The 26,198-nt window shown below is 69.6% G+C and carries 21 protein-coding genes; 10 read left to right on the top strand and 11 right to left on the bottom strand.

The features are described from left to right. Window positions 1-54: 54 nt before the first annotated feature. Window positions 55-2,754, top strand: coding sequence for a M20/M25/M40 family metallo-hydrolase (locus AC6JA9_RS21410; protein WP_408890424.1), 2,700 nt, complete (start codon window positions 55-57; stop codon window positions 2,752-2,754). Window positions 2,755-2,840: 86 nt separating this feature from the next. On the opposite strand, the gene AC6JA9_RS21405 is transcribed toward AC6JA9_RS21410, so the two are convergent. The 3 genes from AC6JA9_RS21405 to AC6JA9_RS21395 form a co-directional block, all read right to left on the bottom strand. After that, the gene (locus tag AC6JA9_RS21405) at window positions 2,841-4,082 is read right to left on the bottom strand and encodes a chymotrypsin family serine protease (RefSeq protein ID WP_223748646.1); all 1,242 of its coding nucleotides are present in this window, start codon (window positions 4,080-4,082) and stop codon (window positions 2,841-2,843) included. 132 nt (window positions 4,083-4,214) lie between these two features. Next, window positions 4,215-5,243 (bottom strand): hypothetical protein, encoded by a 1,029-nt coding sequence (locus AC6JA9_RS21400; protein ID WP_223748647.1) that lies wholly within the window; start codon window positions 5,241-5,243, stop codon window positions 4,215-4,217. A gap of 101 nt (window positions 5,244-5,344) precedes the next feature. Further along, entirely contained in the window at window positions 5,345-6,214 is an 870-nt protein-coding gene (locus tag AC6JA9_RS21395) for a helix-turn-helix domain-containing protein (RefSeq protein ID WP_408890426.1), read from the bottom strand. A gap of 57 nt (window positions 6,215-6,271) precedes the next feature. Between AC6JA9_RS21395 and AC6JA9_RS21390 the strand changes: the two genes are divergently transcribed. Next, window positions 6,272-7,255, top strand: a complete 984-nt coding sequence (locus AC6JA9_RS21390) for a Xaa-Pro aminopeptidase (protein WP_408890427.1) — start codon at window positions 6,272-6,274, stop codon at window positions 7,253-7,255. A gap of 2 nt (window positions 7,256-7,257) precedes the next feature. Here the strand turns inward: AC6JA9_RS21390 and AC6JA9_RS21385 are convergent, their stop codons facing one another. Further along, window positions 7,258-8,217: an AraC family transcriptional regulator gene (locus tag AC6JA9_RS21385; protein ID WP_223748650.1), complete on the bottom strand. Its 960-nt coding sequence runs from the start codon at window positions 8,215-8,217 to the stop codon at window positions 7,258-7,260. Window positions 8,218-8,373: 156 nt separating this feature from the next. Between AC6JA9_RS21385 and AC6JA9_RS21380 the strand changes: the two genes are divergently transcribed. Then, window positions 8,374-9,243, top strand: a complete 870-nt coding sequence (locus AC6JA9_RS21380) for an NmrA family NAD(P)-binding protein (protein ID WP_408890429.1) — start codon at window positions 8,374-8,376, stop codon at window positions 9,241-9,243. 5 nt (window positions 9,244-9,248) lie between these two features. Continuing rightward, window positions 9,249-9,728, top strand: a complete 480-nt coding sequence (locus AC6JA9_RS21375; RefSeq protein WP_408890430.1) for an anthrone oxygenase family protein — start codon at window positions 9,249-9,251, stop codon at window positions 9,726-9,728. Between the two features lie 4 nt (window positions 9,729-9,732). On the opposite strand, the gene AC6JA9_RS21370 is transcribed toward AC6JA9_RS21375, so the two are convergent. The 3 genes from AC6JA9_RS21370 to AC6JA9_RS21360 all read right to left on the bottom strand — a co-directional run bounded on the left by AC6JA9_RS21370 (window position 9,733) and on the right by AC6JA9_RS21360 (window position 13,536). Then, window positions 9,733-11,523, bottom strand: coding sequence for an N-acetylmuramoyl-L-alanine amidase (locus AC6JA9_RS21370; RefSeq protein ID WP_223748653.1), 1,791 nt, complete (start codon window positions 11,521-11,523; stop codon window positions 9,733-9,735). Window positions 11,524-11,610: 87 nt separating this feature from the next. Further along, complete coding sequence (locus AC6JA9_RS21365) at window positions 11,611-12,375, bottom strand: DUF3592 domain-containing protein (protein ID WP_408890432.1); 765 nt, start codon at window positions 12,373-12,375, stop codon at window positions 11,611-11,613. Between the two features lie 138 nt (window positions 12,376-12,513). Then, window positions 12,514-13,536: a DUF3616 domain-containing protein gene (locus AC6JA9_RS21360; protein ID WP_497957753.1), complete on the bottom strand. Its 1,023-nt coding sequence runs from the start codon at window positions 13,534-13,536 to the stop codon at window positions 12,514-12,516. A gap of 344 nt (window positions 13,537-13,880) precedes the next feature. Here AC6JA9_RS21360 and AC6JA9_RS21355 point away from each other — a divergent pair, with 344 nt between their 5' ends. From AC6JA9_RS21355 to AC6JA9_RS21345, 3 genes are read left to right on the top strand one after another with little or no spacing between them, the layout of a single operon-like run. Next, on the top strand, window positions 13,881-14,708 hold the full coding sequence (locus AC6JA9_RS21355; protein WP_408890434.1) for a phytanoyl-CoA dioxygenase family protein: 828 nt from the start codon (window positions 13,881-13,883) through the stop codon (window positions 14,706-14,708). 50 nt (window positions 14,709-14,758) lie between these two features. Next, on the top strand, window positions 14,759-16,180 hold the full coding sequence (gene darW, locus AC6JA9_RS21350; protein WP_408890436.1) for a radical SAM/SPASM peptide maturase DarW: 1,422 nt from the start codon (window positions 14,759-14,761) through the stop codon (window positions 16,178-16,180). 37 nt (window positions 16,181-16,217) lie between these two features. After that, a complete protein-coding gene (locus tag AC6JA9_RS21345) occupies window positions 16,218-16,439 on the top strand; it encodes a P-loop NTPase family protein (protein WP_141332782.1) in 222 nt (73 codons plus the stop codon). Window positions 16,440-16,526: 87 nt separating this feature from the next. Here AC6JA9_RS21345 and AC6JA9_RS21340 read toward each other — a convergent pair whose 3' ends face one another. Beyond that, window positions 16,527-17,231 carry a hypothetical protein gene (locus AC6JA9_RS21340; protein ID WP_408890437.1) on the bottom strand — a complete coding sequence of 235 codons (705 nt, stop codon included), beginning with the start codon at window positions 17,229-17,231 and terminating at the stop codon, window positions 16,527-16,529. Between the two features lie 101 nt (window positions 17,232-17,332). Continuing rightward, the gene (locus AC6JA9_RS21335; protein WP_408890438.1) at window positions 17,333-17,890 is read right to left on the bottom strand and encodes a TonB C-terminal domain-containing protein; all 558 of its coding nucleotides are present in this window, start codon (window positions 17,888-17,890) and stop codon (window positions 17,333-17,335) included. 759 nt (window positions 17,891-18,649) lie between these two features. Between AC6JA9_RS21335 and AC6JA9_RS21330 the strand changes: the two genes are divergently transcribed. Continuing rightward, window positions 18,650-20,464: a hypothetical protein gene (locus AC6JA9_RS21330; RefSeq protein ID WP_408890439.1), complete on the top strand. Its 1,815-nt coding sequence runs from the start codon at window positions 18,650-18,652 to the stop codon at window positions 20,462-20,464. A 44-nt stretch (window positions 20,465-20,508) separates the two neighbouring features. On the opposite strand, the gene AC6JA9_RS21325 is transcribed toward AC6JA9_RS21330, so the two are convergent. After that, window positions 20,509-21,015: a hypothetical protein gene (locus AC6JA9_RS21325; RefSeq protein WP_408890440.1), complete on the bottom strand. Its 507-nt coding sequence runs from the start codon at window positions 21,013-21,015 to the stop codon at window positions 20,509-20,511. 265 nt (window positions 21,016-21,280) lie between these two features. Between AC6JA9_RS21325 and AC6JA9_RS21320 the strand changes: the two genes are divergently transcribed. Then, the gene (locus AC6JA9_RS21320) at window positions 21,281-21,865 is read left to right on the top strand and encodes a DUF2911 domain-containing protein (RefSeq protein WP_408890441.1); all 585 of its coding nucleotides are present in this window, start codon (window positions 21,281-21,283) and stop codon (window positions 21,863-21,865) included. Window positions 21,866-21,918: 53 nt separating this feature from the next. Here the strand turns inward: AC6JA9_RS21320 and mutS are convergent, their stop codons facing one another. Further along, on the bottom strand, window positions 21,919-24,684 hold the full coding sequence (gene mutS / locus AC6JA9_RS21315; protein ID WP_497957752.1) for a DNA mismatch repair protein MutS: 2,766 nt from the start codon (window positions 24,682-24,684) through the stop codon (window positions 21,919-21,921). A 151-nt stretch (window positions 24,685-24,835) separates the two neighbouring features. On the opposite strand from mutS, the gene nhaA reads away from it, so the two are divergent. Next, on the top strand, window positions 24,836-26,191 hold the full coding sequence (nhaA, locus tag AC6JA9_RS21310) for a Na+/H+ antiporter NhaA (RefSeq protein WP_497960727.1): 1,356 nt from the start codon (window positions 24,836-24,838) through the stop codon (window positions 26,189-26,191). Window positions 26,192-26,198: the final 7 nt, after the last annotated feature.

Below are 26,198 nucleotides of genomic sequence, written 5' to 3'. Positions count from 1 at the left end.
TCCTCGAGCACCACGGCACCGGGCTCGGACTCCACCGCGTCGCAGGTTCCCGCGTTGCCGGAAGAGGTCCGGCTGGCGGACCTGCGGCAGATGACGTTCGGCGGTGAGAACGCGGAGGCGTACTGGTCGTTCGACGGCAAGCAGCTCTCGCTCCAGGCCCGTCACGAGGGCATGGGGTGCGACCGCATCTACCGCATGGAGGTGGACCCGGCGAGCGGCGCGGCCGCCAAGGTGTCCCCTGTCTCCAGCGGCGAGGGCGCCACCACGTGCGCGCACTTCCTGCCCGGAGACCAGGAGGTCATCTACGCGTCCACGCACCTGGGAGGCGCCGCGTGCCCTCCCAAGCCGGACCACTCGATGGGCTACGTCTGGGCCCTCTACGACTCGTATGACGTCTTCAAGTCGAACGCGGATGGCTCGGGCCTGACGCGGCTGACCCAGACGCCGGGCTACGACGCCGAGGGCACGGTCTGCGCGAAGGACGGCTCCATCCTCTTCACGTCCGTGCGGGATGGAGACCTGGAGCTGTACCGGATGGACCGCGACGGGAAGAACGTGAAGCGGCTGACGCACACGCCCGGCTATGACGGCGGCGCGTTCTTCAACGCGGACTGCTCCAAGATCGTCTGGCGCGCGTCGCGGCCGGCGCCCGGCAAGGCGCTGGACGACTACAAGGCCCTGCTCGACAAGGGGCTGGTGCGGCCGACGAAGCTGGAGCTGTACGTGGCCAACGCGGACGGCTCCGAGGCCAGGCAGATCACCTGGCTGAACGGCGCCGCCTTCGCGCCCTTCTTCCACCCCAACGGCCGACGCATCCTGTTCTCGTCCAACCACGGTGACCCGAAGGGCCGTGAGTTCGACATCTGGGCGGTGGACGTCGATGGCGCCAACCTGGAGCGCATCACCCACGCGCCGGGCTTCGATGGCTTCCCCATGTTCTCGCCGGACGGCAAGTGGCTGGCGTTCTCCAGCAACCGCGCCACCGCGCCGGGCAAGAGCGACACCAACCTGTTCATCGCCCGGTGGGTGGAGGACGCGAAGCCCGTGTCCACCACCGCGTCCGCCGCGGACCGCGTCCGTCAGGACGTCACCTGGCTGGCCGCGTCCGAGCGCGAGGGTCGTGGCATCGGCACGGATGGCATCGAGGCCGCCGGCGGCTACATCGAGAAGCGCTTCCAGGAGCTGGGCCTGAAGCCCGCGGGGGACTCGGACTCCTTCCGTCAGGCGTTCCCCGTCGTCACCGCGGTGAAGCCCGTCGTCGGCACCGAGGTGCGCATCGGCAAGACGGCGCTGACGGGCGATGCGTTCAGCGTGCTCGGCTTCTCCGCGCAGCAGCAGGCGCAGGGCGCGCTGGTGTTCGCCAACTACGGAATCGTCGAGCCGTCGCTCTCCGTGGACGACTACGCGAAGCTGTCGGTGAAGGGGAAGATCGTCGTGGTGCGGCGCTTCGTCCCGGACACGGCGGCGTTCGCCGACACGGACAAGCAGCGGCGCTTCGGTGACCTCCGCTACAAGGCGTGGCAGGCGGCGCAGCGGGGCGCGAAGGCGCTCATCGTGGTGGACTGGCCGCAGGCTCCGACGCCCACGCCCAAGGAGTGGCAGATGCCGCCCGAGGCGACCCTGCCCGCGCTGCACCCCGAGGGTCCTGGCGACGCGGGGCTGCCGGTCGTCGTGGTGAAGCGCGCGGCGCTGGAGCCGGTGTGGGCCCCGCTCACCAAGGGCCAGCGCGTGGACGCGGCGGTCGGCGTGAAGCTGGAGGTCGAGCAGCGCTCGGCGTTCAACGTCGCGGGCCTGCTGGAGGCTGGCGAGGGCAAGGCGCCCGGCGTCGTCGTGGTGGGCGCGCACTATGACCACCTGGGCTTCGGGGGCCGTGGCTCGCTGACGCCGGACCGGCACGAGCCGCACGTCGGCGCGGATGACAACGCCTCGGGCGTCGCGGGCCTGCTGGAGATCGCCCGCACGCTGAAGGAGCGCCGCGCCGCGCTGAAGCGCGACGTGCTGTTCCTGGCCTTCTCGGGTGAGGAGTCGGGCCTGCTGGGCTCCACGCACTTCACCCGTCAGCGGGGCGACGCGGGCATGAAGCAGGTGGCCGCGATGCTGAACCTGGACATGGTGGGCCGGCTGCGCTCCGGTGGGCTCTCCGTGCTGGGCGCCGAGTCCGCGAGTGAGTGGGCCCCGCTGCTCACCCGCGCGTGCGCCGAGGCGCGCGTCGCGTGCAACCCGAGCGGTGATGGCTACGGCCCCAGCGACCACTCGCCCTTCTACGCGTCGGGCGTGCCGGTGCTGCACTTCTTCACGGGGACGCACACGGACTACCACAAGCCCTCCGACACGGTGGAGGGGCTCAACGCCGTGGGCACCGCGCAGGTCGCGCAGGTCGCGTCCGGGGTCGCGCTGGGCCTGGATGGCGCCACCACGCTGACGTACCGCAAGGTCCCCTCCCCCACGCCGCGCGGAGACATGCGCAGCTTCAACGCGTCGCTCGGCACGGTGCCGGACTACGCGGGCCCACCGAACGGGCTGAAGGGCATGTTGCTTGCGGGCGTGCGCGCGGGTGGCGCGGCGGACCAGGCCGGCATGCTGCGCGGCGACGTCCTGGTGAAGCTGGGCAAGCACATCATCGGCGGCGTGGAGGACCTGATGTTCGTCCTCAACGCCTCCAAGCCCGGTGAGACGGTGGAGGCCCGCGTGATTCGCGACGGCAAGGAGTTGCCGCTCGAGGTCACGTTCCAGGAGAGCAAGCGCCCTCGCTGAGTCCTCGCGTCACGCGTCGATGAAGGGCCCACGGGCCCGGGCCACGTCCGTGAAAGGACGTCCCGGGCCCGTGTCGTTCCGGGGGCTCAGCAGCCCACGTTGCCCCAGCAGTACGGGACGATGCCCAGCTCGAACTCCACGCCGCCCAGGGGCGCGAAGGCGAAGTTCCAGGGGTTGGAGCCCGCGCCCCACATGAGGCCCGTCAGCGCCACGCCATTGGCGGTGAAGACGTACACGGGAGAGCCGCTGTCACCGCCCGCGCCATTCTGCGCGCCGCTGGTCGCGATGTAGTTGCAGTAGAACGTGTCGGGCACTCCGCCGCCGTTCACCGTGGCGCAGGCCCACTGGATGGTGCCGCTGGTGGTGCCCGAGGTCCGGCCCGTCTTGAACACCGTCTGCCCCTGCGACGGATAGAGCACCTTCCCCGTCACCTCATTCCAGGCGGAGATGTTCAGGTTGAACGCCCCAGGCGTCTGCACCACGCGGGAGCTGATGGCCGCATCCGCGCGGAAGAAGGCGCTGTCGCTGTAGCGGCAACGACGCCCCGCGGGACAGCTGCCTCCCGTCGCGTAGAACGGGTCCGTCGTCTCCGTCCCCACCTGCCACGGGTACACGGCCTGATAGGCGAGGGTCGACTCCACGCCCCCCTGCACCGTGGTGCAGTGGGAGTTGGTCACGAAGCCCAGCGTCCCGCCTTGCAGCGCCGCGAAGCCCAGCGTGCAGTACTTGCCCGGCGTTTCAATCTGAAGTCCGCCCGCCACGGGCGTCCATCCGCCCTGCACGCTGGCGGGACGGACGGGGCCGACCTCGACCACGTCCACCGCGTCGCGGTCCACCGCCAGCCGCCCGAGCGTCCACTCGACGCGGGCACGCGACTCGGCGCGCTCGATGCCGATGGCCACGCGGTTCGACTTCTCGTCCACGTCCGTGAAGACGGCGCCCGGCAGCGCGAGCACCTCCGGCGTGAGTCGCTCCTGAATCGCCTTCAGCTGGGAGAACGTCCGCGTCGCCGGCTCCGTCACCACGCCCGCCGAGGGAATCTTGTCCACGCCGAACACGGAGGTGATGGCGCCGCGCGCCGCCGGGGCCGCGGAGGCATTCACCAGCCGCACCACCAGACGCCCCTTCTCATCGTGGTACATGCCGGCGAAGCCCGGCGCCGAGCGCTCCACCTCGAGCAGCGCCTCATCCAACGTCCGAGGACGCGCGGCACTGCTACTGCTGGCGGGCTCCGCGGTCGGCCCACCGGCCCACGCCGCATCACTGAAGCCTCCCAGGCACAGCGAGGCACTGCCCACCACGACACGAAGAATCGCTTGCTGGCGCATGACGTTCGCCCCCACGACCACGGGTGAGTCCCGGCCGGTCGGTCGCGGACACACGCCGGGCGCTGCGACCCGGGACTCCATCACTTCACGCGGAGGACTTGAAGCAGGATTCTGTGAATTTCCGGAAATATCTCAGGCCAGCAGGAGCTCGCGGATGGCCTCGGCGACCAGCCCCTTCGCCTTGTTCGCGGCCTGCTCCAGCGAGTCCCGGATTCGCCCGAGCGTGGCGGACTCCACGCCCTCCAGCGCGGTGAGCGCCGCCGTGTCCTTCTCCGAGTCCTCCGAGGTGAGCAGCGTCGACAGCAGCGTGGCTGCCTCCAGCGGAGGCGCGCCGACCCGCAGCAGCGCCACCGCGGCGCTGGCGGCCACACGAGGGCTCTCGTCCAGCAGATGCCTGCGCAGCGTGGCCACCGTCGCGAGCGAGGACAGTCGCCCCAGTCCGAGCAACGACACGGACTCCAACCGGATGGGCGCCTGCGGGTCCTCGGCCGACTTCAGCAGCACGGGCTCCAGGGCGGCCAGCTCGGGCGCGGCCTGGCCCTCGCGGCGGTCGTCCTCCAGCAGGCTGCGCAGGGACATCAGCGCCAGGTACTGACGCGTGCCCTCGGCGCGCCCCACCTGGTCCACGAGCGCGGGCACGGCCAGCCGCGGCGCCGCGGGCGCGAGCGAACCGAGCGACTCGAGCGCGGCCCCGGCCACCGGCTCCACATCCTCCAACGCGGTCAGCAGGCGCGGCAGCAGCGACACGGCGGACTCGCCCACGCGGCCCACGACGCCGGCGGCCACGCGTCGGACTGAGGGCTGCTCGTGCCCCAGCGCCTGCTCCAGCGCGCTCAGCGGCAAGGGCGCCATGCGGTACAGGTTCGCCACGAGCAGCGCGGCGTCATCCAGCGCGGGCGCCTCCGCATCCAGGCGGGACACCGCGGACAGCACCGCCTCCATCGCGGGCTGCGTCAGGGACACGGGCGGCGGCCACCAGGTCGTCTGGAGCAGGTGGAGGATGGGGGCATAGGCCTTCGTCGCCTCCGGACGCTCCAGCTCCTTCAGGAGCAGCCTCGCGACCCGCTCACGGACCTGATGGTCCTCCGCGCAGAGCGCGTCGCCCAGCGTCTCCAGTGCCTCCGACACGCCTCGCGGGTCCGAGGAGGAAAGGCGGGACACGGACTCATCCAACGACGGGGCACGGTTCGCCACGGATCCTCACATCTCGAAGGGTGCCCGGGAATCATCCCGCCGGTGCCGATGGATTCCAAGGCGGGGATTCACCCGCGTTCAAGTGCACGCACCCGGTAGGCCCGAGGTGAAATACCGAACGCTCGCGTGAAGCTCATCGTGAAATGGGACAGGTCACCGAAGCCGGATTCCAGTGCGATGTCCGTGACCCGGGTCCGACTTGCCCTGAGTAGATTCGCCGCCAGGCGCAACCGCATGGCGATGACCCACTGCCGGGGCGTCTGTCCCGTCACCGCTCGGAACACGCGCAGGAAGTGGAAGCGCGTCAGCCCCGCGATGCTCGCCAGCGTCTCCAGCGAGCAGTCGTCCGAGACATGGTCCTCGAGGTAGCGCAGCACGCGCGCCACGCTTCGGGCCTGTCGCTCGGAGAGCTCCACCCGTGTCGCGGCGGGCGCACCGCCCAGGCGCAGCGCGACGTCCAGCACGGACAGCACCACCTCGCGCAGCTCCTCCGCGTCGCCCGGCTCCAGGGCCTGCCGCGCCAGGAGGACCGCCTCCAGCGACCCGAGCGACGCGGGGACGCTCGTCCGCTCGAAGGGGCGCGTGTCCTCCGCCCGCGAACCCAGGAGGGCCTCGTCCAGCATCGCGTCCGAGCACTCGATGACGAGCGAGCGATCTCCTCCGTCATCGACGTGGCGGAACTCATACGGCGCGGCGCGATTGCCGAGCAGCAGCGCGCCCGGCCCCACCACCGCGTCCCCTTCGGGGCCTCGCGCGTGGAAGGCTCCGGACAGCACGACGCTGACGCAGGCCCGCGCGTGCGCGCCTTCGACCACGGGGCTGTGGCAGCCCGCGCGACAGACGCAGTCGCTGACGTCGAACGCCTCGCCCTCCCCCAGCACGTGGTAGCCGGGGGCGCGCTCGGGGAGCACGGCAAGATTCCCAAAGTTCCGCGTCATGGGCCGATGCTACTCCGACCTCCGAGGGACGGAACCGTCGTTCAGGAGGAGTGGCACATGGTGGGGTCGATGCGCGGCGTGCTGGTGACGTTGGGATTGCTGGGCCTGGGGTGCGGCGCGCACCCAGGCGGTGAGCGAATGACCGCGGCGAAGCGCGCCGACAGCTGCACGCCGGAGCTCTACGGCGCGGGCCTCTTCACCACCGGCGCCTGGGACTTCTTCATGGCCTTCTCGCCGGACCAGCGGCGCGTGCTCTTCGGCCGCGCGGATGATGCCTTCGAGCGCTTCACGATGTACGAGACGCGGCTCGACGCCAAGGGACGTTGGTCGCAGCCGGAGCTCCCGCGCTTCGCCAGGGAGTGGAGCAACGCGGACCCGCATCTGTCGCCGGACGGACGCACGGTGTTCTTCATCTCGGACCGCCCCGAGCCGGGTGAGCCCGGGCCTCGCGCCAGCTACGACATCTGGTCCGCGTCCCTGGGCGCCGATGGTGAGTGGGAGGACGCACGCCGGCTGCCCGCGCCCGTCAACGACAAGGGCCGTGACGAGTGGTCTCCGGCGGTCGCCGCGAACGGCAACCTCTACTTCGGCGGAGACCTCCCGGGCACGCACGGAGGCAGCGACCTGTGGGTCTCCCGCTGGGTCGACGGGGCCTACCAACCTCCGGAGAACCTGGGGGCCGCCATCAACTCCTCGATGCACGAGCTGGAGCCGTGGATCGCCCCGGACGAGAGCTACCTCATCTTCAGTGCGTTGCGCCGACCCGATGGATTGGGCCGATATGACCTGTTCCTCAGCCGCAAGGTCGACGGCAAGTGGGAGCCCGCGCGGAGGCTGTGCGCGGGTATCAACACGCGCGACAGCGAGTACAACCACAGCGTGTCGCCGGACGGGAAGTGGCTCTACTTCAGCAGCACGCGGCCGTTCTCCGGAGACGTGGGCGAGCGCTTCGACACGCCCAGGGATGATGCAAGCCTCCAGGGCATCGGCAACGGCACCGGGGACATGTACCGCATCCCGATGAGCGCCATCGGCCTCTGACCTCAGGCCCGGAGCGTGGGCGAGCCCGTCTTCCGGACCGCGCCGGGAGACACGCCCATGAAGCGCTTGAAGGCGCGACTGAACGCGGCCTCGGACTGATAGCCCATGCGCGTGGCGAGCTCCCCCAGTCCGGGGCGCTCGTCCTTGAGCGCCGAGTGCGCGACGTACATCCGCCACCGCGCGAGGTAGTGCATGGGCGGCTCGCCGACCCGCTGGGTGAAGCGCGCGGAGAACGCGGAGCGGGACATGGCCACGCTCGACGCCAGCGAGGCCACCGTCCACGGACGCGTGGGCTCGCGGTGGATGAGCGCGAGCGCGCGGCCCACGTCGGGGTCCTGAAGCGCGCCCAACCAACCTGACTTCGCCTGGGAGTCCTGCGCCATCCACTCGCGCAGGGCCTGCACCACGAGCACGTCCGCGAGCCGCGTGATGACCGTCTCTCCGCCGGGCCGCAGCTCCTGGGCCTCGGCGGCCATGAAGCGCAGCGTGCTCTGGAGCCAGTCCATGCGCGGCGAGTTCGACGGCTCCACCAGGATGATGCCCGGTAACAGGGACATGAGGTGTCGCGCGGCGGGATGGTCCAGCCGGACGGCGCCGCAGATGAGCGTCGTGGGCGCGCCACCGCCGCCGTGCCGGAGGATGGAGTAGCGCTCGCTCACCAGCTCCTCGGAGAGCTCCTCGAGCCTGCGCGCGGGGCCGCCGCGCTCGTGCACCAATCGATGTCCCGCGCCATGCGGCACGAGCGCGAACGTGCCCGGCTGGAGCAGCCGCGCCTCCACACCTTCGACCTCGAGCCAGCACTGTCCCGTGGTGACGACGTGGAACATGAGGCTCCCCTCCGTCGCGGGCAGATCGAGCCCCCACGGCGCCGTCAGCTCCGAGCGGCAATAGAACGTGCCGCTCATCCGCAGGAAGTGCAGCGCCTCGCCCAGCGCGTCGACCGGGGGTCTGAGTTCAGCCATGTCGTGACGATGCGCCCTGCCCTCCTCCAAGTCCAGCCCCTCCTGGACGAACGAGCATGAACCAGCGACTTGGTGTCATTGAGAGTCCCGGTCCTGGGCCCGATATTGGACTCCAGGCAAGCCAATGCCGTGGGGCCTCGGGCCCCGGGAGAACACATGCTGACCGTGATGGGAGCGACCGGGAACACCGGCAAGAAGGTGGTGGAGCTGTTGTTGGAGGCGGGCCAGGACGTGCTGGCCCTGGGACGCTCGGAGGAGCGCTTGGGCGAGCTGGCGGCGAAAGGCGCCAAGGTGCTCGCGGGCGATTCGGAGGACTCGGCGTATCTGACGCGGGCCTTCCGTGGCGCCGAGGCCGTCTACACGCTGCTCCCCACGGACCGCGAGTCCGCGAGCTACCACGAAGCCCAGCGCCGCAAGGGCGAGGCCATCGTCCAGGCGCTGCGTGACAGCGGCGTGCGACACATCGTCGCGCTGAGCAGCCTGGGCGCGGACCTGGCCGAGGGTACGGGTCTGCTCGCCACGCTGCATGCGCAGGAGCAGCGTCTCCGGACGCTGAAGGACACACACGTGCTGCTGCTGCGTCCGGTGTCCTTCTTCGAGAACTTCCTCGACGCGCTCCCCGTCATCGAGCATGAGGGCGTCAACGCGGACTCCGTCACGCCGGACCTCGCCCTGCCGATGATTGCGTCACGCGACATCGCGGAGGTCGCTGCCCGAGCGCTCGTTCGACGCGACTGGACGGGCGTCGTCGTCCGCGAGCTGCTCGGTCCCCGGGACCTGAGCTACCGCGAGGCCACCCGCATCCTCGGGGAGCGACTGGGTCGCCCCGGTCTCGACTACGTGCAGCTCCCGCCCGAGGCGATGCAACAGGCGCTCATGCAGGCCGGAATCTCCGAGACGTTCGCCGGGCTCTATGTCGAGATGACACAAGCCTTCAACACGGGGCGCATCCAGCCTCGCGCGGGCAGGACTCCCGACAACACGACCCCGACGCGGTTCGAGGACTTCGTCGCCACGCTCCGGTGAACACCATGCTCGAAACCCTGCTGCCCCTCCTGACGTGGGCGTCCCTGCTCGGCTGCGGCCTGATGGCGGGCGTGTTCTTCGCCTTCTCCACCTTCGTGATGAAGGGCCTGGAGCGAGTGCCTCCGGCGACGGGCATCGCCGCCATGCAAGGCATCAACACCGCCGTGATGCCGAGCGTGTTCCTGGGGGTGTTCATGGCCACCGCCCTCGCCTGCGCGGGGCTGGTGGTGTGCTCGGTGTTAACCTGGGCCCAGCCGGCCGCGCGCCTGCGACTGCTGGGCGGCATGCTGTACCTGGTGGGCTGCTTCGGGGTGACGGCCGGGTTCAACGTCCCGCGCAACGATGCGCTGGCGAGGCTCTCCGCACAGAGCGCGGAGGCACCGGCGTACTGGGCGCGCTACCAGTCGGAGTGGACGGCCTGGAATCACGTGCGGACCCTGGCGTGCCTGGGTGCGCTGGTGAGCCTGGTGCTGTCGCGGGACTGAGGCGTCAGTCCACCTTCGCCACGCGGTTGCGGTCGCCGAGGAACTCCTCCACGCCGTGCGCGATGGCCTTGGCGACGTCCGTCTGGTACGCGCCCGAGGCCAGCCGCTTCTCCTCCTCCGGGTTGGACAGGAACGCGGTCTCCACGAGGATGGCCGGCATCTTCACGCCGAGCAGCACGTAGAACAGCGCCTCCTTGTGGCCCAGGCCCTTGATGTCCGAGTACTTGCGGGACAGCTCCGTCACCAGGCTGCGCTGCACCTGGTTCGCCAGCCGCGAGGACTCCTCGGTGTTCGCCTTGGTCGCCAGGTCCGCGAGGATGAACTGCAAATCGCTGATGCCCTTCTCCGACGACGCGTTCTCGCGCGCCGCCAGGCGGATGGAGTAGCGGTCCGCGGACGTGTTCAGCGTGTACGTCTCGATGCCGCGCAGCTTCCGGCTGGTGGCCGCGTTGCAGTGGACGGAGATGAACAAATCACCGCGCTCGGTGTTGGCGAACTTCGCGCGGTCCTCCAGGCGGATGAAGCGATCATCCTCGCGCGTCAGCACCACCTCCAGGCCCTTCTCGCGCAGCAGGTCCGCCAGCTTGAGGGAGATGGACAGGGCCACCTCCTTCTCGCGCGTCCCCTCCTTACCGATGGCGCCCGTGTCGTGACCACCGTGACCGGGGTCGATGATGACGCGGCGGACCTTCAGCCCCAGCTGCTCGGCCAGCGTCAGCTCCGCGCGGCGCGACTGCTTCGCCACGGCCTTGAGGCGCGCCTGCGCGACCTCGTCGTCGACGGGACGGGTGATGGGCTTGGGGGGCTCGACCGGGCTCTTCTGCTCGGCCTTCGGGGCCTCGGCGACCTTGACGGGCTCGGGCTCCGGACGGCGCTCCTGCGCGCGAGGCGTCTCCGACTTCGCCGAGGCGACCTCCACCGGCGCGGACGGCTTCACGTCCACCGCGGGCGTGGGCTGCGACGCCGGCTCGGCCGGCTTCGTCACGGAGGCGACCTTGCCCGTCTCCACCGGCTTCGACGTCTGGGACTCCTTGGCGGCCAGCGCCGAGGCGACGGCGGCGTCGAGGCCGCCCTTGCTCTCACCGGACGGCTCACCGCCCACGGGGGTGGTGGGGTCCAGGCGAGGGATGATCGGGGACGGCTCGCGGGCCAGCTTCTCGATGGCGCCGACGAGCGCGGACGCGGGCTTCTCGGCCGGTGTCTCGACGTGGGCCACGGCGGTGCCCTTGTCCTCCTTCGCGGGGACGGGCGTGGGGGTCGGCTTGCGCGCGGGGGGCGGCGTGACCTTGGACGCGGGGAGCGAGGCGAGCAGCGCCTTCATCTCCTTCGTCTGGTCACCCTTGCTGTTGACGGCGAGCATCTCGGTCAGGACGCGACGGGCCTCCTCGGGGCGGTCCGTGCGGTGGACGTGGATGCGCGCGAGCGCCAGGGCGGCGTCATCGGCGAGCCGGTGCTTGGGGTATTCGGTGCGCAGCTTGTCGTAGTCCGCGATGGCGGCCTTGAGGTCCTCCTCGACGAAGGAGATGCGGCTGAGCTCCTGGAGCAGCTCGCCCGCGGTGAAGAGGGCATCCGGGGCGCGGTCCGACTTGGGGTGGGCCTTGGCCACCGCCTGGAACTTGTGCACGACGTTGAGCCAGTGGTGGCGCAGCTTGCGCCGGGCGGCGTCGTCCTTCAGCGCGTAGTAGGCGCGCCGGGCTCCCTGGTAGGCGTCCTCGGCCTCGTTCCGCTTCGCGGCGCCCACCGTGCCCGGGACGAGCAGCAGGAGGATCAGCGCGAGCAAAAGGCGTGGGGACATGAAGAACCTCCGGCGGGCTGGGAGCTACAGGCGTGTGTCACACAGCCCCACGTCACCGGCAAATTTTCGACCCCCTCCGAGGGCTCGTCAGCGCAGCCACCCGAGCACGCCGGCCAGGTCCTGGTCGATGACCCGCGCCCAGCCGGGCTCCCGGGGCACCACCGCCGCGAGCACCTTGGTGCCGTTGCGGACCGGCGCCCTGCCCGGCCGTACCCGCGCGCGGACCTCCATCTTCACGTCCTGACGGAAGTAATGCGCGGGGAAGACGACCTCGCCGCCCTCCTCCGGCAGCGGCCCGTCCGGCGTCAGCCACACCAGCGCGCCCAGGCGCAGGGGCTCCACCTCGGAGCGCACGAGCCGCTTCGCTTCGCGGGTGAAGAAGACTCCGGCGAGGAGCAACCCCAGGAGCACGCCCCAGGGGACCAGGTTGGTGCGCAGGGCCTGCGAACGGGCGAAGCGCTCCTCGCGGGGCTGCCCCGGAGCCGCGGGGTCCACCAGCAGCTTCACTGTCGCGCCCTTCCCGAGGCCCTCGGCGTCCTCGGCGAAGGTCCTGACGCCGGAGACGGAGTGCTCCACGTCCTGGAAGGTGTAGAGCACCTCCAGGGTGGCCTCGGCGCCGACGCGGGCATCGACGGGAGGAAGCCGGGTGGAGACGATGGTCCCGTCGACCTCCTCGGCGCGGGAGGTGAAGCCCTGCTCCTCCACGAAGTGGCGGCCGGCCCACAGGGCCACCGCGCCGATCAGCGCCACGAAGGCCAGCCCGAGCACGGCGTCACGCGCGAGGCGGCCCACCGCGCCGGGGACCTGCGTCAGACGGACCTTCCGAGGTGCATGAGGGATGGCGAGCTGCATGGCGCCACGAGCCTACACGCGATCCGCCTTGGCGCCAGCCGCTCGCGCACGGGCACGAGCAAAGGAGCCTCAGCGAGGTGCTTGGGTCCCGCCCTCGATGCGGGACGGTGCGCCCCGCGCGGCTTTTCGTCGACGCGGTCAGCCCTGCGCGGGGAGCTTCACCCAGACGCCGCGGAAGCGCTTCTTCGCCGGGTCCTTCAGCTTCTTGCACGCGGTGCCATCGACGGGGACGGTGCCGTCGTCGCTGAGCAGGAGGATCTCCTCCGCGTCCTCGGGCGTGAAGAACGCCTCCGGGTTGAAGCCCGCGAGGTCGACGGTGCTCGCGAGCACGGGCGCGTCGTCCCCGCCCAGCCAGGTGAACAGGCGCGAGGTGCCCGAGCCATCCGTGCCGCCGCTGATGATGAGGTATCGGCCATGCCACCAGGACAGCGAGCGGATGCCCATGCCGCCCAGGTCCACGAGGCGGGGCTCCCCCACGCGCGCGGATTGCCCTTCGAGCACCATCTGCACGGGGTTGAGCACGGGGACGAGGAGCGCCTTGCCCTGCGGAACGGGGCTGCGGAAGCCGACGTATATGGACGCGCCATCCGCCATCGCCGTCATGCCCTCGATGTTGAGCCCCCCCTCGGCCTTGGGGGCGAGCGGCTCCGCCTCCGCGAGCCGGAGGCTCGACAGCTGCGGCGCCGCCAGCAGGTCATCGAGGAGCTGCGTATAAGGCCGGCCCACGAGCCGGGGCTTGCCGTCGACCTCCTCGGTGGCGAAGAAGCGCAGCCGGCTGGGGGCCTTCTTCCCGGCGCTGTTGCGTCCGTGAGACGTGAGCCAGAACGAGTACGTGCCCAGCCCCGTCGCCGCCTCGATGTCCGCCTCGGGGGGCTTCTTCTTGTGGGCCGGCAGCTCCAGGTCCGGAGACAGGTCCACGCTCTGCACGGGAGCGCCGCCGCGCCGCGCGTCGTAGACGCGGAGGATGTTGTCCTCGTCATCGCCCACGACGAACAGCGAGCCGCCGAGGGCCACGGCCCCGGAGGCATCACACATGCCCTCGAACACGAGGACATCCCGCCCCGAGCCCCCCTCGGCGGGAGCACTCTCGGACGCCGAGGACACACCACGGGCCGCACAGCCCGTCACGCAGATTCCCAGGATGATGGAGGCCAGCCTCATAGACCCCCAGATCTCGTCACGAGCCGGCCGCGCGGGAAGTCCCCCACGTACGACTGTGGGCTGCGAGACAATCCCTGCGTCGGTGCTCCGCCGCTCGCCCGAAGAGGATGAACGCACCTTCCACGGACGAAGCCCCGCCTCCGCGTGGTTCCACCCACGCAATCATTTTTCAAAGCCAGACCACGCCGATGACCTCACCCCTCGGCAAACACTTACACCTCAGCTCTCCACCCTCCGATGATTGACATCACAATGGACTCCCCTTAAAACAATAAATACCCGGAGTGAAGTCGATACGGGGGCGCAGCTGTCTGTCCGCCAGTCTTCCGTCACGGGAGGAGTCGATGACCACGCCACTGGTTACCGCCAAGGACATCGCGGATTACCACGAGAATGGCGCAGTCCTCATCCGGAACGTGTTATCGGCGGAGGCGGTCGGTGCCTTCGTCGAGGCACTCGATGCCGTCCTGGCACGGCAGACCCAGACACAGCGCATCGGCCCCAACGCCGTGTTCGTGAAACAGGGTGGCAGCCTCTTCTTTGAATTCCTCTCCAGGGACCTCCCATTCTTCGCTGGATTCCTGAAGCAATCCGCGGTGGCGAGCGTCGTGAGCCAGCTCCTCGAATTGGACGAGGTCCAGTTCTGGCGGGACGAGGTGCACTACAAGGAAGCCGGCAGCAGCAGCAACGGGACGCCCTGGCACCACGGCATCGCCTCCATTCCCTTCAAGGGAGAACAGACGCCGACCGTCTGGCTGCCGATGACCGCCGTCTCGGAGGACGCCTCTCCGCTGCAGACCATCGCCGGCTCCCACCGGCACCAGTCGGTCCGGTACCGTCCTCCCACCCGCCGCGAAACCACCGCGCTCAACAGGGGCTATGAGGACACGCCCGACTTCGACACGCTCATCACCGAGGGCGGGCTCGAGGTGCAGACCTGGACCGCCCAGGCGGGCGACGCGGTCATCTTCCATCCCTATACGGTCCACGGCGCTCCGCCCAACGTCTCGGGCCGCCGGCGCATCGCCTATGTGAGCCGATGGATGGGCGAGGAGGCGCTCTACCAGCCCGACGAGTACAGCACCGTCGACCCGTGGCTGGATCCCGCGACGATGATCGTCGACGGGCGCCCCTCCCGGACCTGGTTCCCGCCCTTCCCGGCCCGCCGTTAGACGCACCGGCCCGCGCATTCCCAGACAGCATCCTTCACGAGGAGTGGGACATGAGTCACCCGGTATCGCCTTGCGTGGCACCAGGGACGGAGCAGGCCGCGTCCGAGGCGGACCTCTTCGCCATTCCCGAGGGCAGCCGGGAGGCCTTCCTGCGCTTCCGGGACAGCCTCTCTCGGGAGGACCGGGAGGCGCTCCGGTTGCTGGCCGTCGCGATGAAGAAGAAGTCCGCCGTCGAGTTCATCGGCTCGCTCCCCAAGGAGCGCTGCCTGGACGCCGAGGAGCTGTGCCTCTTCGACAGCGAGACCGTCCGGAAGACGCCGACGTTCCGCTCCCCGGTGAAGAGCCTCGTCGTGGTCCTCAAGGCCACGCGGCTGTGCAACCTGCGGTGCACCTACTGCCGCTCCTGGGCGGAGGGGCCAGACCAGACCATGGCCTTCTCGGTGTTGCTGCGCGCCGTCCGGGACATCCTGTCCATGACGGGCCTGGAGCGCGTCGAGTTCGTCTGGCATGGCGGCGAGGTGACGTTGCTGCGCCCCAGCTACTTCAAGAAGCTCATCTGGCTGCAACAACAGTTCCGTCAGCCCGGGCAGACGGTCCGTAACTCCATGCAGACCAACGCCACCCACCTGTCGGAGGAGTGGCTGGAGTTCCTCTCCGCGTTGGACATGGGCGTCGGCGTGAGCCTCGACGGGCCTCCCGAGGTGCATGACTCCAGGCGCCTCAACCAGGGGGGAGGCCCGACCTCGAAGGCGGTCATCGCGGGCCTCGAGAGACTGCGCAAGGCCCGCATCCCCCACGGCGCGCTCATGGTCGTGGACCGGGACCTCCGCGACCTCGGCGCCGCGCGCCTGCTGGAGTACCTGGACGAAATCGAGCTGCGGGACGTGAACTTCCTCAACGTCCTGCCGGACAATGTCGACGCGGGAGACGGCCAGCCTCGGGGCACCTACCTGAGCTATCCGGAGTATGTCGCCTTCCTCGTCGAGGTCTTCGACCTGTGGTGGGCACGCTACCGAGGCACCCTGCGCATCAAGGACTTCGAGAGCCTCATGCCCTCGGTGAGGAGCGGCGCGAAGCCCCCTGTCTGCTATTGGGAGGGCGACTGCATGGGGCGCTACGTCACCCTGGAGGCCAATGGAGACCTGGCGCCCTGTGACAAGTACGTGGGCGCCCCGGGGTCCGTGATTGGCAATGTGATGAAGTCCCCGGTGTCCCGCCTGCTGGCGACGTCCCGCTATCTGGAGGGCGAGCGCACCGAGACGCGGAAGGTCACCCAGGGGATGGAGTCGTGCGGGTGGTTCGGCCTGTGCCAGGGCGGCTGCCCTCACGACGTGAAGCTGAACGTGCGCTACGTACCGTCCTTCGACGGCACCTGCTGTGGACTGTCACCGCTGCTCGAGCGCATGCGCGCCGTCGCCGAGCCCTCCTCCCCACACCTGCAGACGCCGAACGGGGCCGTCGCCGGCCCGTAGGCGTTCCCCTCTCCCCGGCGACAAAAGGAAACGACTCATGGTTGCGAACGAGACGCAGAAGGCGGATCTCTCCCGCGTGTCGCAGATGATGGCGGGCTTCCTGCAGCAGCACGGCGGCGACATGAAGGTCGCCCAGCGGGCGGAGGCCCTCCAGCGACTGACGGGCGGGGAGGTACTGCTGAGCGAGGACGCCGCGGCCCGCGCCCAGCAGTCGGGCGACGAGGCGCAGAGCGCGTGGACCTGGACCTGGCCGTTCTGAGGTGACGTCGAAGGGCGCCCTTCGTCGCGAAGGGAGGGCGCTTTCGGCCGCGAGGAGACAGGTCCTCGCGGCCTGTGTCCCGAGGACTCAGTTGCGCGCGAGGTAACCGGCCATCTCGGAGATCTCCCGCCACGAGTCCCGGCTGTACGACTGCAGGTAGTTGACGAGGATCCGCCCCGGCTGCTCGTTCGTCCGCATCCACTCGTTCAGGTGCCTCGCGGTGTAGACCAGATGCCGGACCTCGTCCCGATGGATGGCCTCGAAGCAGGCGACGACCTTGGACCCCGTGGTGTTCGGCAACCTCGGAGACAGCATGAGGTACTGCTCCAGCAGGCTGAAGGTGCGGATCTCCGCCACGTGGGTGGCGCAGAGGAAGCCGACGACGTTGCCATCGAAGCCGACGGCGTTCTCGGCGTGCTCCTCGCGCTCCACATGCGGTGAGGCGCCCTCGACGCCGGAGAGCCGATCCACCAGGGCCCCGAGCATCCGGCCATGACGGAACTCGTCCTGCGCGTGCTTCAGCAGGTCCTCCCTCAGCGGGCCCTCCGCGTGGTGCTCGGCCACGTAGGCGATGAGCCGCGCGCCCTCCGTCTCGTTCCTCGAGTGTCGCTCCAGCCGGTGCAGCAGCGCGCCGGGATGGCGGAACATGGCTTCGTTCACCCCCAGCATGACGTCGCTGTTCGCGGTGAAGTCTTCCTCCCTGAGTACGTCCAGCGCCCGCTGGTATCCCGATGCGAGCGAGATGTCGTGCTCACGGAGCAGGGAGCTGATCTCATCCACGAGGTTCATCATGGCATCCTCCTCATCCCTTCATGCGCCGGATGTCCGTCATGTTAGAGGCGTCTGGAAATAAATGCATGTCAAACATGCGGCACCTCCCGATGCGGTCGCGCTCACTCGGGACGCACGAGGACGACCCGGCGCGGATCGTGGTCTGGGATGGCTTTGGGGTCCACCAGGTCCACGATGTCGAACTCGAGGGACACCCTGGGGGGCGGATGGAAGCCGAAACGGTAGACGCTGCGCAGGCTCTCGCGGCCGGCCAGCAGCTCGGGCGGCGGCGGCGGCAGGGACGCGATGCGCAGGTCCGCGAGCAGCTCCTCGTCCATCGGGGGGTCGCACGAGGGGAGGAGGATGGAGAGCTGGAGCACGCGTCCGTCGGCGGCCTGGACCAGCCGCACTTGCGCCGCGCAGGGCCGCCCCGACTTGCGCCGGGCGCGGGTGCCCCGGGCGCGCCAGGCGGCCCTCAGCGCGTCCGCCAGCCGCGCGTAATAGGCGTGCATGGCGCCGGTCCGGACCTGCAGCTCGGCCGCGCCGTCACGCAGCATGTCGCTGACCGCGGGCGCGCTCGGGGGAGCGGCGCTCCCGGGGGACGCGGGCGCGGGCCCCGTCGTCAGCGGGGAGACCAGGGAGCGGGGGCTCAGGTCGATGGGCGTCGAGGGGGCACGCATGGGGATGTCGCTTGCCCGCTCCTCCGGGCGGCGCTGTCCGGTCGGTGGCGCGGCGGCGGTGTCCTGCTGGGACGCAGGAGCGTGAGGTCCCTGCGCCTGGGCTGGCGCGGGCCTTCGCTTCGAGGGCGCGGGGCGGACCGGTGCAGGGGGGACGAGAGGCGGGGCGGGCGGCGCCTGACGCTCGACGATGTCGAACTCCACGGCCCGCGAGTCGGCGACCTTCGAGACCGGGCCTGGGCTCCGGGACCTGCCCCACACGAGGAGCAGCGCATGCAGGACCCCGCTCACGAGCAGCGCCGCGACGAGCCCCGCTCTTCCGGAGGCTCGCTTCACGCGTCGCACCGCGGGGACCGTGGTGTGTGGTGTTGGGATTCCCGGAACGGCACGCGCCAAATATATATCGGGAAGGTGGGACGACGGCCGTCCAGTGCGGCGACCCACCCTTGCGCCTCCGGAAGCCGCTGCCCGCGAACCCTGTCCCGGTGGGAGGAAGACCTTGAGCACCTTCCGCGCTGAAATCGTCCACCTCTTGCAGCCGGCCGTGCAGGGACCGGCGGATGGAGCACCTCGAGAGAGAGGAGCATGTCGGCACGAGCGTCATGGCGTGACGCGCATTGCGTCCCCATGGAACGCAGCGCGCGGCGAGTGACGCCCTGGGAGCCCGCCAACGCGGGGCTGGTATGGCCCTTGCTCGGAGGGGCGGCGATGGACACACGGGCACTCGCTCCGTGCCTCATTCGCCTGGCGTGAGTCGCCCCCATGCAAATCACCTTCAATGGCATCACCTACGAGACCGACGACACCTCGCAGAAGAACGCGCTCGCGCTGGCGATCGACACCTGCACGGAAGTCTGGATGCTCGACCAGGCGATCAGCGCGCTGCGCTTCAAGTCCTTCGGCAACGACGTCGCATCGACGGTCATCGAGTACATGGAGAAGCGGCGCGAGCGATTGGAGGCGCCGCGGATCACGTTCACCCAGGGCTTCGTCTTCCGGGATGACCGCAAGAAGTGCACGGTCTGCACGACGCCGTTGGAGCTGGACAAGTACGGGACGGGGAGCGACTGGTTCAGCAGCTCGGACTTCAACCAGTTCATCTGCGGCTCCTGCGCGATGAAGAAGCCTTCCGACATCAAGCCCTGCCCGACGACGGGCTGCGGTCGGCTGTTCTGGTCCTGCACCTCCCAGACGACCTGCGCGGACTGCTACGCGCGGAAGCACTACGAGGGGCTGGCGCGCAACCAGGCCATCACCGTGAGTCAGGTCAATCTGGACGTGCCCCAGTACCACGGAGGCGTCCACGCGGAGATCCTCTTCCGCAACTACATCAAGGCAGAGACGAACCTCGACTCCATCTGCGTGAGCCGGAACAACGGCATCGACCTGGTGTTCATCACGAACGGAAACGACGAGTACGACCTGCTGAGGAACTGCATGGTCGGGCCCTCGACCGTGCCGGTCAGCACCTCGCGCTTCCCGACCCGGACTCGCACGCAGAAGGTGACGCAGCGTGGCCAGGTCATCCACTGCATCGAGGTGAAGGTCAACGACGCGCAGTGCTCCAAGGCGCAGAAGAACGCCGAGAAGTTCGTCAATGACCGCATCAAGCGGGCGCTGAAGGGCGAGTACGGCGACGACGCGCTCGAGGGCGCGGGCACGGTCGAAGCGGCGATGAACCAGGGCGCCGAGTTCGAGCTGCACCTCATCCGCGTATCGATGCCCCGGTTCGGGACCACCGAGTACCTTCAGGGCGCGCCCATCACGGCGGTCCGCTACGCCTGGGGCGAGACGGGTGGCACCGGCGGCGTGCCGATGACGCTGTTGGCCCAGTGCAACAGCATCACCTACATGGACAGCGCCTGGATTGGCGACACGGGTGAGCGCATCGCGATGCAGTTCCTGCAGCACCTCGGGTTCGACATCCGGGGGCCGGTGCAGAACAACACCGGCAACGGCGTGGACCTCACGGCGAAGCTCAAGCACACGCCCACGAGCCCCCGCTGGGCCTTCTTCGAGGTGAAGGCCAGCACCGCGAAGTTCCAGACGTCGCTGGAGCACGCGGAGGAGGAGCAGTGGATGTTCGTGATGGACCGCTGCTCCAAGGCCGTGATGCACATCCAGAACTACAAGAGCCTCGGGGCCTATCAGGGCTCCTCGGTCCACCCCACCGTCGCGACGGTCAGCGACCTGTTCTGGGACTTCCAGTCACCGGAGCACTGGGAGACGAGAGCCCTATACTTCCGCGTGGCGGTGCGTCTGCCCGACCCGGGCCAGAACGACGCGCCCCAGGTGAAGCTCCTGGCGTGGCCCAGCCCGCGAAGCCAAGGGACGAATCCGCTGAAGAAGGACCCCATCCCCCAGCCGCTGTTCATCGGCTACGGAGGGTCGTCATTCCCCACGCCGACCACCAGCGTGGGCAAGGTCTCGATGCAGACGCTCGCGCCCCACCCCTTCGGCGGGCGCTACGACAACGTGCACTCGTGCTTCGTGATGGGCTGCGACTGCTCGCAGTTCGTCGCCTCGAGCCCATTCTCCAAGACGTGCCAGACGTGCCTGCACGACCATGGGAGCTGAGCGCGAGGAGTCCCGCGTCGCGCCCTCCCCCGCGAGCCTCAACCTCAGCGGTGGCAGCCGGGCGCGTGAGGGCCCGAAGTCGGCGAGACATAGATCCGGAAGGAGATCGGCGAAGACCGAGGGCCTGTCACCGAGCCGACCGCGAAGGTCTCATCGGCATACACGCCACAGAGGCTGAAGTCGAACGGCAAGTATCCGGACTGTTCGAAGACGCCATGCTGGTTGGTGTATCCCACCAGGTCTCCGTTGTTGCCGTACGCCCCTGGATTCGCCCCCTGCTGGTGCGTCCGCCACGCATGGACCGCGGCGAACGGCTGGGCTGGGGAGGTGGTGACGACCAACTCCACATAACGGCCACCCTCGTTGGCCAGGTTGTACACGTCGCTGTTCCTGTAGGCCTGGGGCGCCTGCAAGAGCTGGCTGTCTTGACGACCGTGATCCGCTTCAGTCTGGACGCGGTCGCTCTCAAGGTCACTCCCGCCGCAGGCCGCCATCCCCGCGCACAGCCCCAACAGCACCGCCAAGCAGCGTCCGATCTTCTGAGTAGCCACTGTCAATCTCCTGTTGCGAGCACACAGCGCCCAACCACCAAAGCTCCAATTCAAGCATATCCTGCTTTCGTGACTGTTGGCGGCGGCGTTCAAAGCCCTCCTGGAAGGATGAACTCCGCCAAGCGGGCCTTGCGTCGGAGCCGTTGGGACGGTTGTCCATTGCGCCTGAGCGCCGCTGGGAGCGCTGTGCTGGGGAGGTGACATGAGCACCTGTCTTCGGCGAACCAGGCTGTGCTTCCACGCGTCCTGTATGATGGGCGCCCCCATGACAAACCATCGCTACTCGTGGCACCTGAGCATCCCCGCCCTCGCCGCGCTGTTCCTCCTCGCGGCCACGCCCGCCGTGGCCCAGAAGTCGATTCCTCCCGAGAAGGCACCTGCCAGCCCCCTCGCGATGACGGCGAAGATGCTGGACGACAACACCTACGTGAAGGTGACGTACCACTCGCCCCGCATCCAGGACCCCAAGACGGGCGAGAAGCGGCAGATCTTCGGCAAGCTCGTCCCCTATGGCGAGGTGTGGCGCCTGGGCGCGAACCAGGCCACGGAGCTGACCACCACCGGTGACATCGAGCTCGCCGGCAAGAAGCTCGCCGCCGGCACCTACTCGCTCTTCACCATTCCCCAGGCCGACAAGTGGACCCTCATCGTCAGCAAGGACGTGGGCCAGTGGGGCGCGTACAAGTACGACAAGACGAAGGACGTGCTGCGCGTGGACGTTCCTACCAAGAAGTCCGCCGACACCTACGAGGCCCTCACCATCACCATCGATGTGAAGGCCCCCGCGCTCAACTTCGCCTGGGAGAACACCCAGGTCTCCGTCCCCCTGAGCGTCGCCAAGAAGAAGTAGCCACCATCGCCGCGGCGCCGGGCGCAGGTCCGCGAACCTCGCCCGGCCCGCTGCTACTCCAGCTCGCGCTGGAGCTTCGCCAGCAGGTTGAGCGCGTCCAGCGGCGTCAGGTTGTTGATGGCCGCTGACTTGAGCACCTCCAGCGCCTTCTGATGCGACGCAGGCAGCGCGGGAGCCGGGGCCACGGGCTCACCGAACAACCCCAGCTGTCCCGCCGCCACGGCCGCCTTCTTCGGGTTCTGCCGCACCGCGACCCGAGGCCGTCCCGCGTCGTCCAGCTCCCCGGACTCCAGGTTCTGGAGCAGCTCGCGCGCCCGACCCACCACCTCCGTCGGCAGGCCCGCCAGCTTCGCCACCTCGATGCCGTAGGAGCGACTCGCCCCTCCCGGAATCAGCTTCCGCAGGAAGATGACCTTGCCGCCCTGCTCCTTCACGGCGATGCACAGGTTCTTCACCTTGGACCGCTCACGGGCCAGGTCCACCAGCTCGTGGTAGTGCGTGGCGAACAGCGTGCGCGCGCTCACGTGGTCGTGCAGGTGTTCCGCCACCGCCCACGCGATGGACAGACCATCGAACGTCGACGTCCCACGGCCAATCTCATCCAGGATGATGAGGCTCTTGTTCGTCGCATGGTGGAGGATGTGACTGGTCTCCGTCATCTCCACCATGAACGTGGACTGACCGCGCGCCAGGTTGTCCGCCGCGCCCACGCGCGTGAAGATGCGGTCACACAGGCCGATCCGCGCGGCCTTCGCCGGAACGAACGAGCCCGCCTGCGCCATCAGCGCCGTCAGCGCCACCTGCCGCATCACCGTGCTCTTGCCCGCCATGTTCGGGCCGGTGATGACCAGCAGCTGCGCGTCCTCCGGGTCCATCCGAACGTCGTTGGGAACGAAGGACTCCCCCGCCCCCAGCATCCGCTCCACCACCGGGTGCCGTCCCGCCGTGATGCTCAGCACCTCCGACGCGTCCACCTCCGGCCGCGTGTAGCCGTACTCCGACGCGCACCGCGCGAAGGACAGCAGCGCGTCCGCCGTGGCCACCGCCTCCGCCGCGGAGCGGATGCGCGGGGCCGCCTGCGCCACCTTCGCCCGCAGCTCCTCGAAGAGCTGCAGCTCCAGCGCGCACCGGCGCTCCTCCGCCGTCAGCACCTGCTCCTCGTGCTCCTTCAGCTCCGGCGTGACGAACCTCTCAGCCCCCACCGTGGTCTGCTTGCGGATGTAGTCCGCCGGCACCAGGTGCAGGTTCGACTTCGTCACCTCCAGGTAGTACCCGAAGACCTTGTTGTAGCGGATCTTCAGCGAGCCGATGCCCGTGCGCTCCTTCTCGCGCGCCTCGATCTTCAGCAGCACGTCCTTGCCGGACGTCGACAGCTCCACCAGGCGGTCCAGCTCCGCGTGGTACCCCTGCCGGATGAAGCCACCCTCCTTCAGCGCCACGGGAGGCTCGTCCACCACCGAGCGCGCCAACAGATTCGCCAGCTCCGGCAACGCCGTCAGCGGCCCCGCGAGCGACTGGAGCAACGGCGCCTGACACCGCGCCAGCGCCGCGCCCAACCGCGGCAGCTGCGCCAACGAAACCCCGAGCGCCCGCAGGTCCCGCGCGTTGCCCGCGCCCAGGGACAGCCGGCCCGTCAGCCGCTCCAGGTCCGCCACCTCCTTGAGGATGCCCGTCAGCTCCTCACGCCACACGCTCTTCGCGGACAGCTCCTCCACCGCGTCCAGCCGCGCGTGGATCTCCGGGAGCGACCCCAGCGGAGAGGCCAGCCAGCGCGCCAGCTTCCGCGCCCCCAGGCTCGTCACCGTCCGGTCCAGCACCCCCAACAGCGAACCCTTGCGCCCACCGTCCCGCTGCGAGCGCAGCACCTCCAGGTTCGCGCGAGAGGACTCGTCCATCAGCAGGCTGCCCGAGCGCTCCTGCCGGCTCAGCCGGTCCACGTGCGCCGCGGGCGTCTTCTGCGTGTCCTTCAGATACCGCAGCGCCGCGCCCGCAGCCCCCGTGGCCAGCGGCGCGTCATCCAACCCGAACGCCGACAGCGACTGCACCGCGAAGTGCGAGCGCAGATAGCCCGCCGCCCGGGCCGGCTCGAAGGCCGCGACCTCCCCCTCCGCCACCGCCGGCACGCGAGGCAGCCGCGAGCACAGCTGCCCCACCTCCGCCGAGTTGCGCTGCCCCGCGGGCACCAGCAACTCCCGAGGCTCCACGCGAGACAGCGACTCCGCCAGCTCCGCCGCCGAGCCCGCCTCCATCGCGAGGAACTCGCCGGTGGACGCCTCCAGCAGCGCCCCACCAAAGCCCTTCTCGTTCCAGTACACGGCGGCCAGGAAGTTGCTGTCGCGAGGCTCGAGCACCTCCTCGTCCAGCACCATGCCGGGGGTGATGACCCGCGTCACCTCGCGCCGGACGATGCCCGGCCCGCTGCCGGCCTCCTCCACCTGCTCGCAGATGGCGACCTTCAGGCCCTCGCCGATGAGGCGCGCGATGTACCGGCGCGACGAGTGGTACGGGATGCCGCACATGGGCACCTTGTCGGCGCCCTTGGCCCTGGCGGTGAGCGTGATCTGGAGGATCTCCGAGGCCTTCACCGCGTCCTCGAAGAACATCTCGTAGAAGTCCCCGAGCCGGAAGAAGAGCACCGTGTCCGGGTGCAGCGCCTTCACCTCGAGGTACTGGCGCATCATTGGCGTCAGGGACGCGATCTCCCTCGCGCCCGAGCCTTCGCTCGCCTTGTCCCCGTCCGGCGCGACGTCCTGCGTCGGGTCCACGGGAAGCTCCACCGCTGCTGCCTTGGCTGCCTTCATCTGCTGCGTCACGGCCATCCCCGCCCTTCTCTCATGCCCCCACCCCTGGATCAACGAACCGCTGACCCTACCCGCCCGGTTTCCCTATCATCCACCACCGACATTTCCGCTCGCGCCGTCGCGAAAACGGATGCAGCCGTCCATGGGCGAGTGCATCTTCCGCGCCGCCATGGAGTCGCCTCCCCCCTCGACCGCCCCCAGGACACGCAGCCCGACGCCCGTACCCGCGCTCTTCCGGGTGGCGATCGCTCCGCTCCGGGCCTTCTTCCAGCTCCAGACCAGCAGCGGCATCCTGCTGGCCGTGTGCGCCGTGCTCGCCATGGCCTGGGCCAACTCGCCGTGGGCCGCGTCCTATGCGGGCCTCTTCGACGCCCGGCTGTCCTTCGGGGCGGCGAGCACCCACGCGACCTTCACCGTCCGCCAGCTCATCAACGACGGGCTGATGACGCTGTTCTTCTTCCTCGTCGGCATGGAGGTCAAGCGCGAGCTGAGCGCCGGGGAGCTGCGCACGCCGGCCCGCGCCGTGCTCCCGCTCATCGCGGCCCTGGGCGGCATGGTGGTGCCGGGCCTGCTCTACGCCGTCATCAACGCGGGCTCTGCCGCGCAGGCGGGCTGGGCCATCCCCATGGCCACCGACATCGCGTTCTCCATCGGCTGTCTGTCGCTCGTCGGCTCACGCGTGAGCCACGGGCTGGTGGTGTTCCTCACGGCGCTCGCCATCTTCGATGACATCGGCGGCATCCTGGTCATCGCGCTGTTCTACGGCACCGGCGTGCACGGGGGCTGGCTCCTGGCCGCGGGCGCGGTGGTGGCGGTGCTGGTCGCGCTCAACCGCTTCTATGTCCGCAATGGCATCCCCTGGCTGCTGGCCGGCGCGGCGCTCTGGCTCACGATGCACCACGGCGGCATCCACGCGACGCTGGCGGGCGTGGTGATAGGGCTGTGCATCCCCTCGCGGCCCACGAGGCCCGGGCGCGAGGTGCTCGACGACCTGTCCGTCTACATCCGGGACTGCACCGGGCGCGCCGAGGACGAGTCCATGCGGGGCGCGCAGCTGCTCTACATCGAGGAGCGCCTGGAGGAGCTCGAGCCGCCGCTCAACCGCTTCGAGCACCTGTGGAAGGGCTGGGTGGCGTACGGAATCGTCCCCCTGTTCGCGCTGGCGAACTCGGGCATCCCGCTGGCGGGCATGGGCTGGGGAGACCTGCTGTCGCCCGTGCCGCTGGGCATCATCGTCGGCCTCTTCGTGGGCAAGCAGGTGGGCATCCTCGCCTTCACGTGGGGGGCGGTGCGGCTGGGCGTGTCGTCGATGCCGGGCGGCGGGAGCCTCGCGCAGCTGCACGGGGTGGCGGTGGTGGCGGGCATCGGCTTCACGGTGGCGCTGTTCGTGGCGGGGCTGGCCTTCGGGGACCAGCCCGCGGTGCTGAACGAAGCGAAGCTGGGCATCGTGGTGGGCTCGCTGCTGTCGGCGCTGGTGGGGTATGTCCTCCTGCGCTTCGTGGCGAAGCCGGCGGTCGCGGTCTAACGTCGTC

This window comes from Myxococcus sp. MH1, from assembly GCF_059738865.1.
The sequence above is the reverse complement of the archived record's forward strand: the minus strand, read 5'-3'. Positions and strand labels throughout refer to the sequence as shown.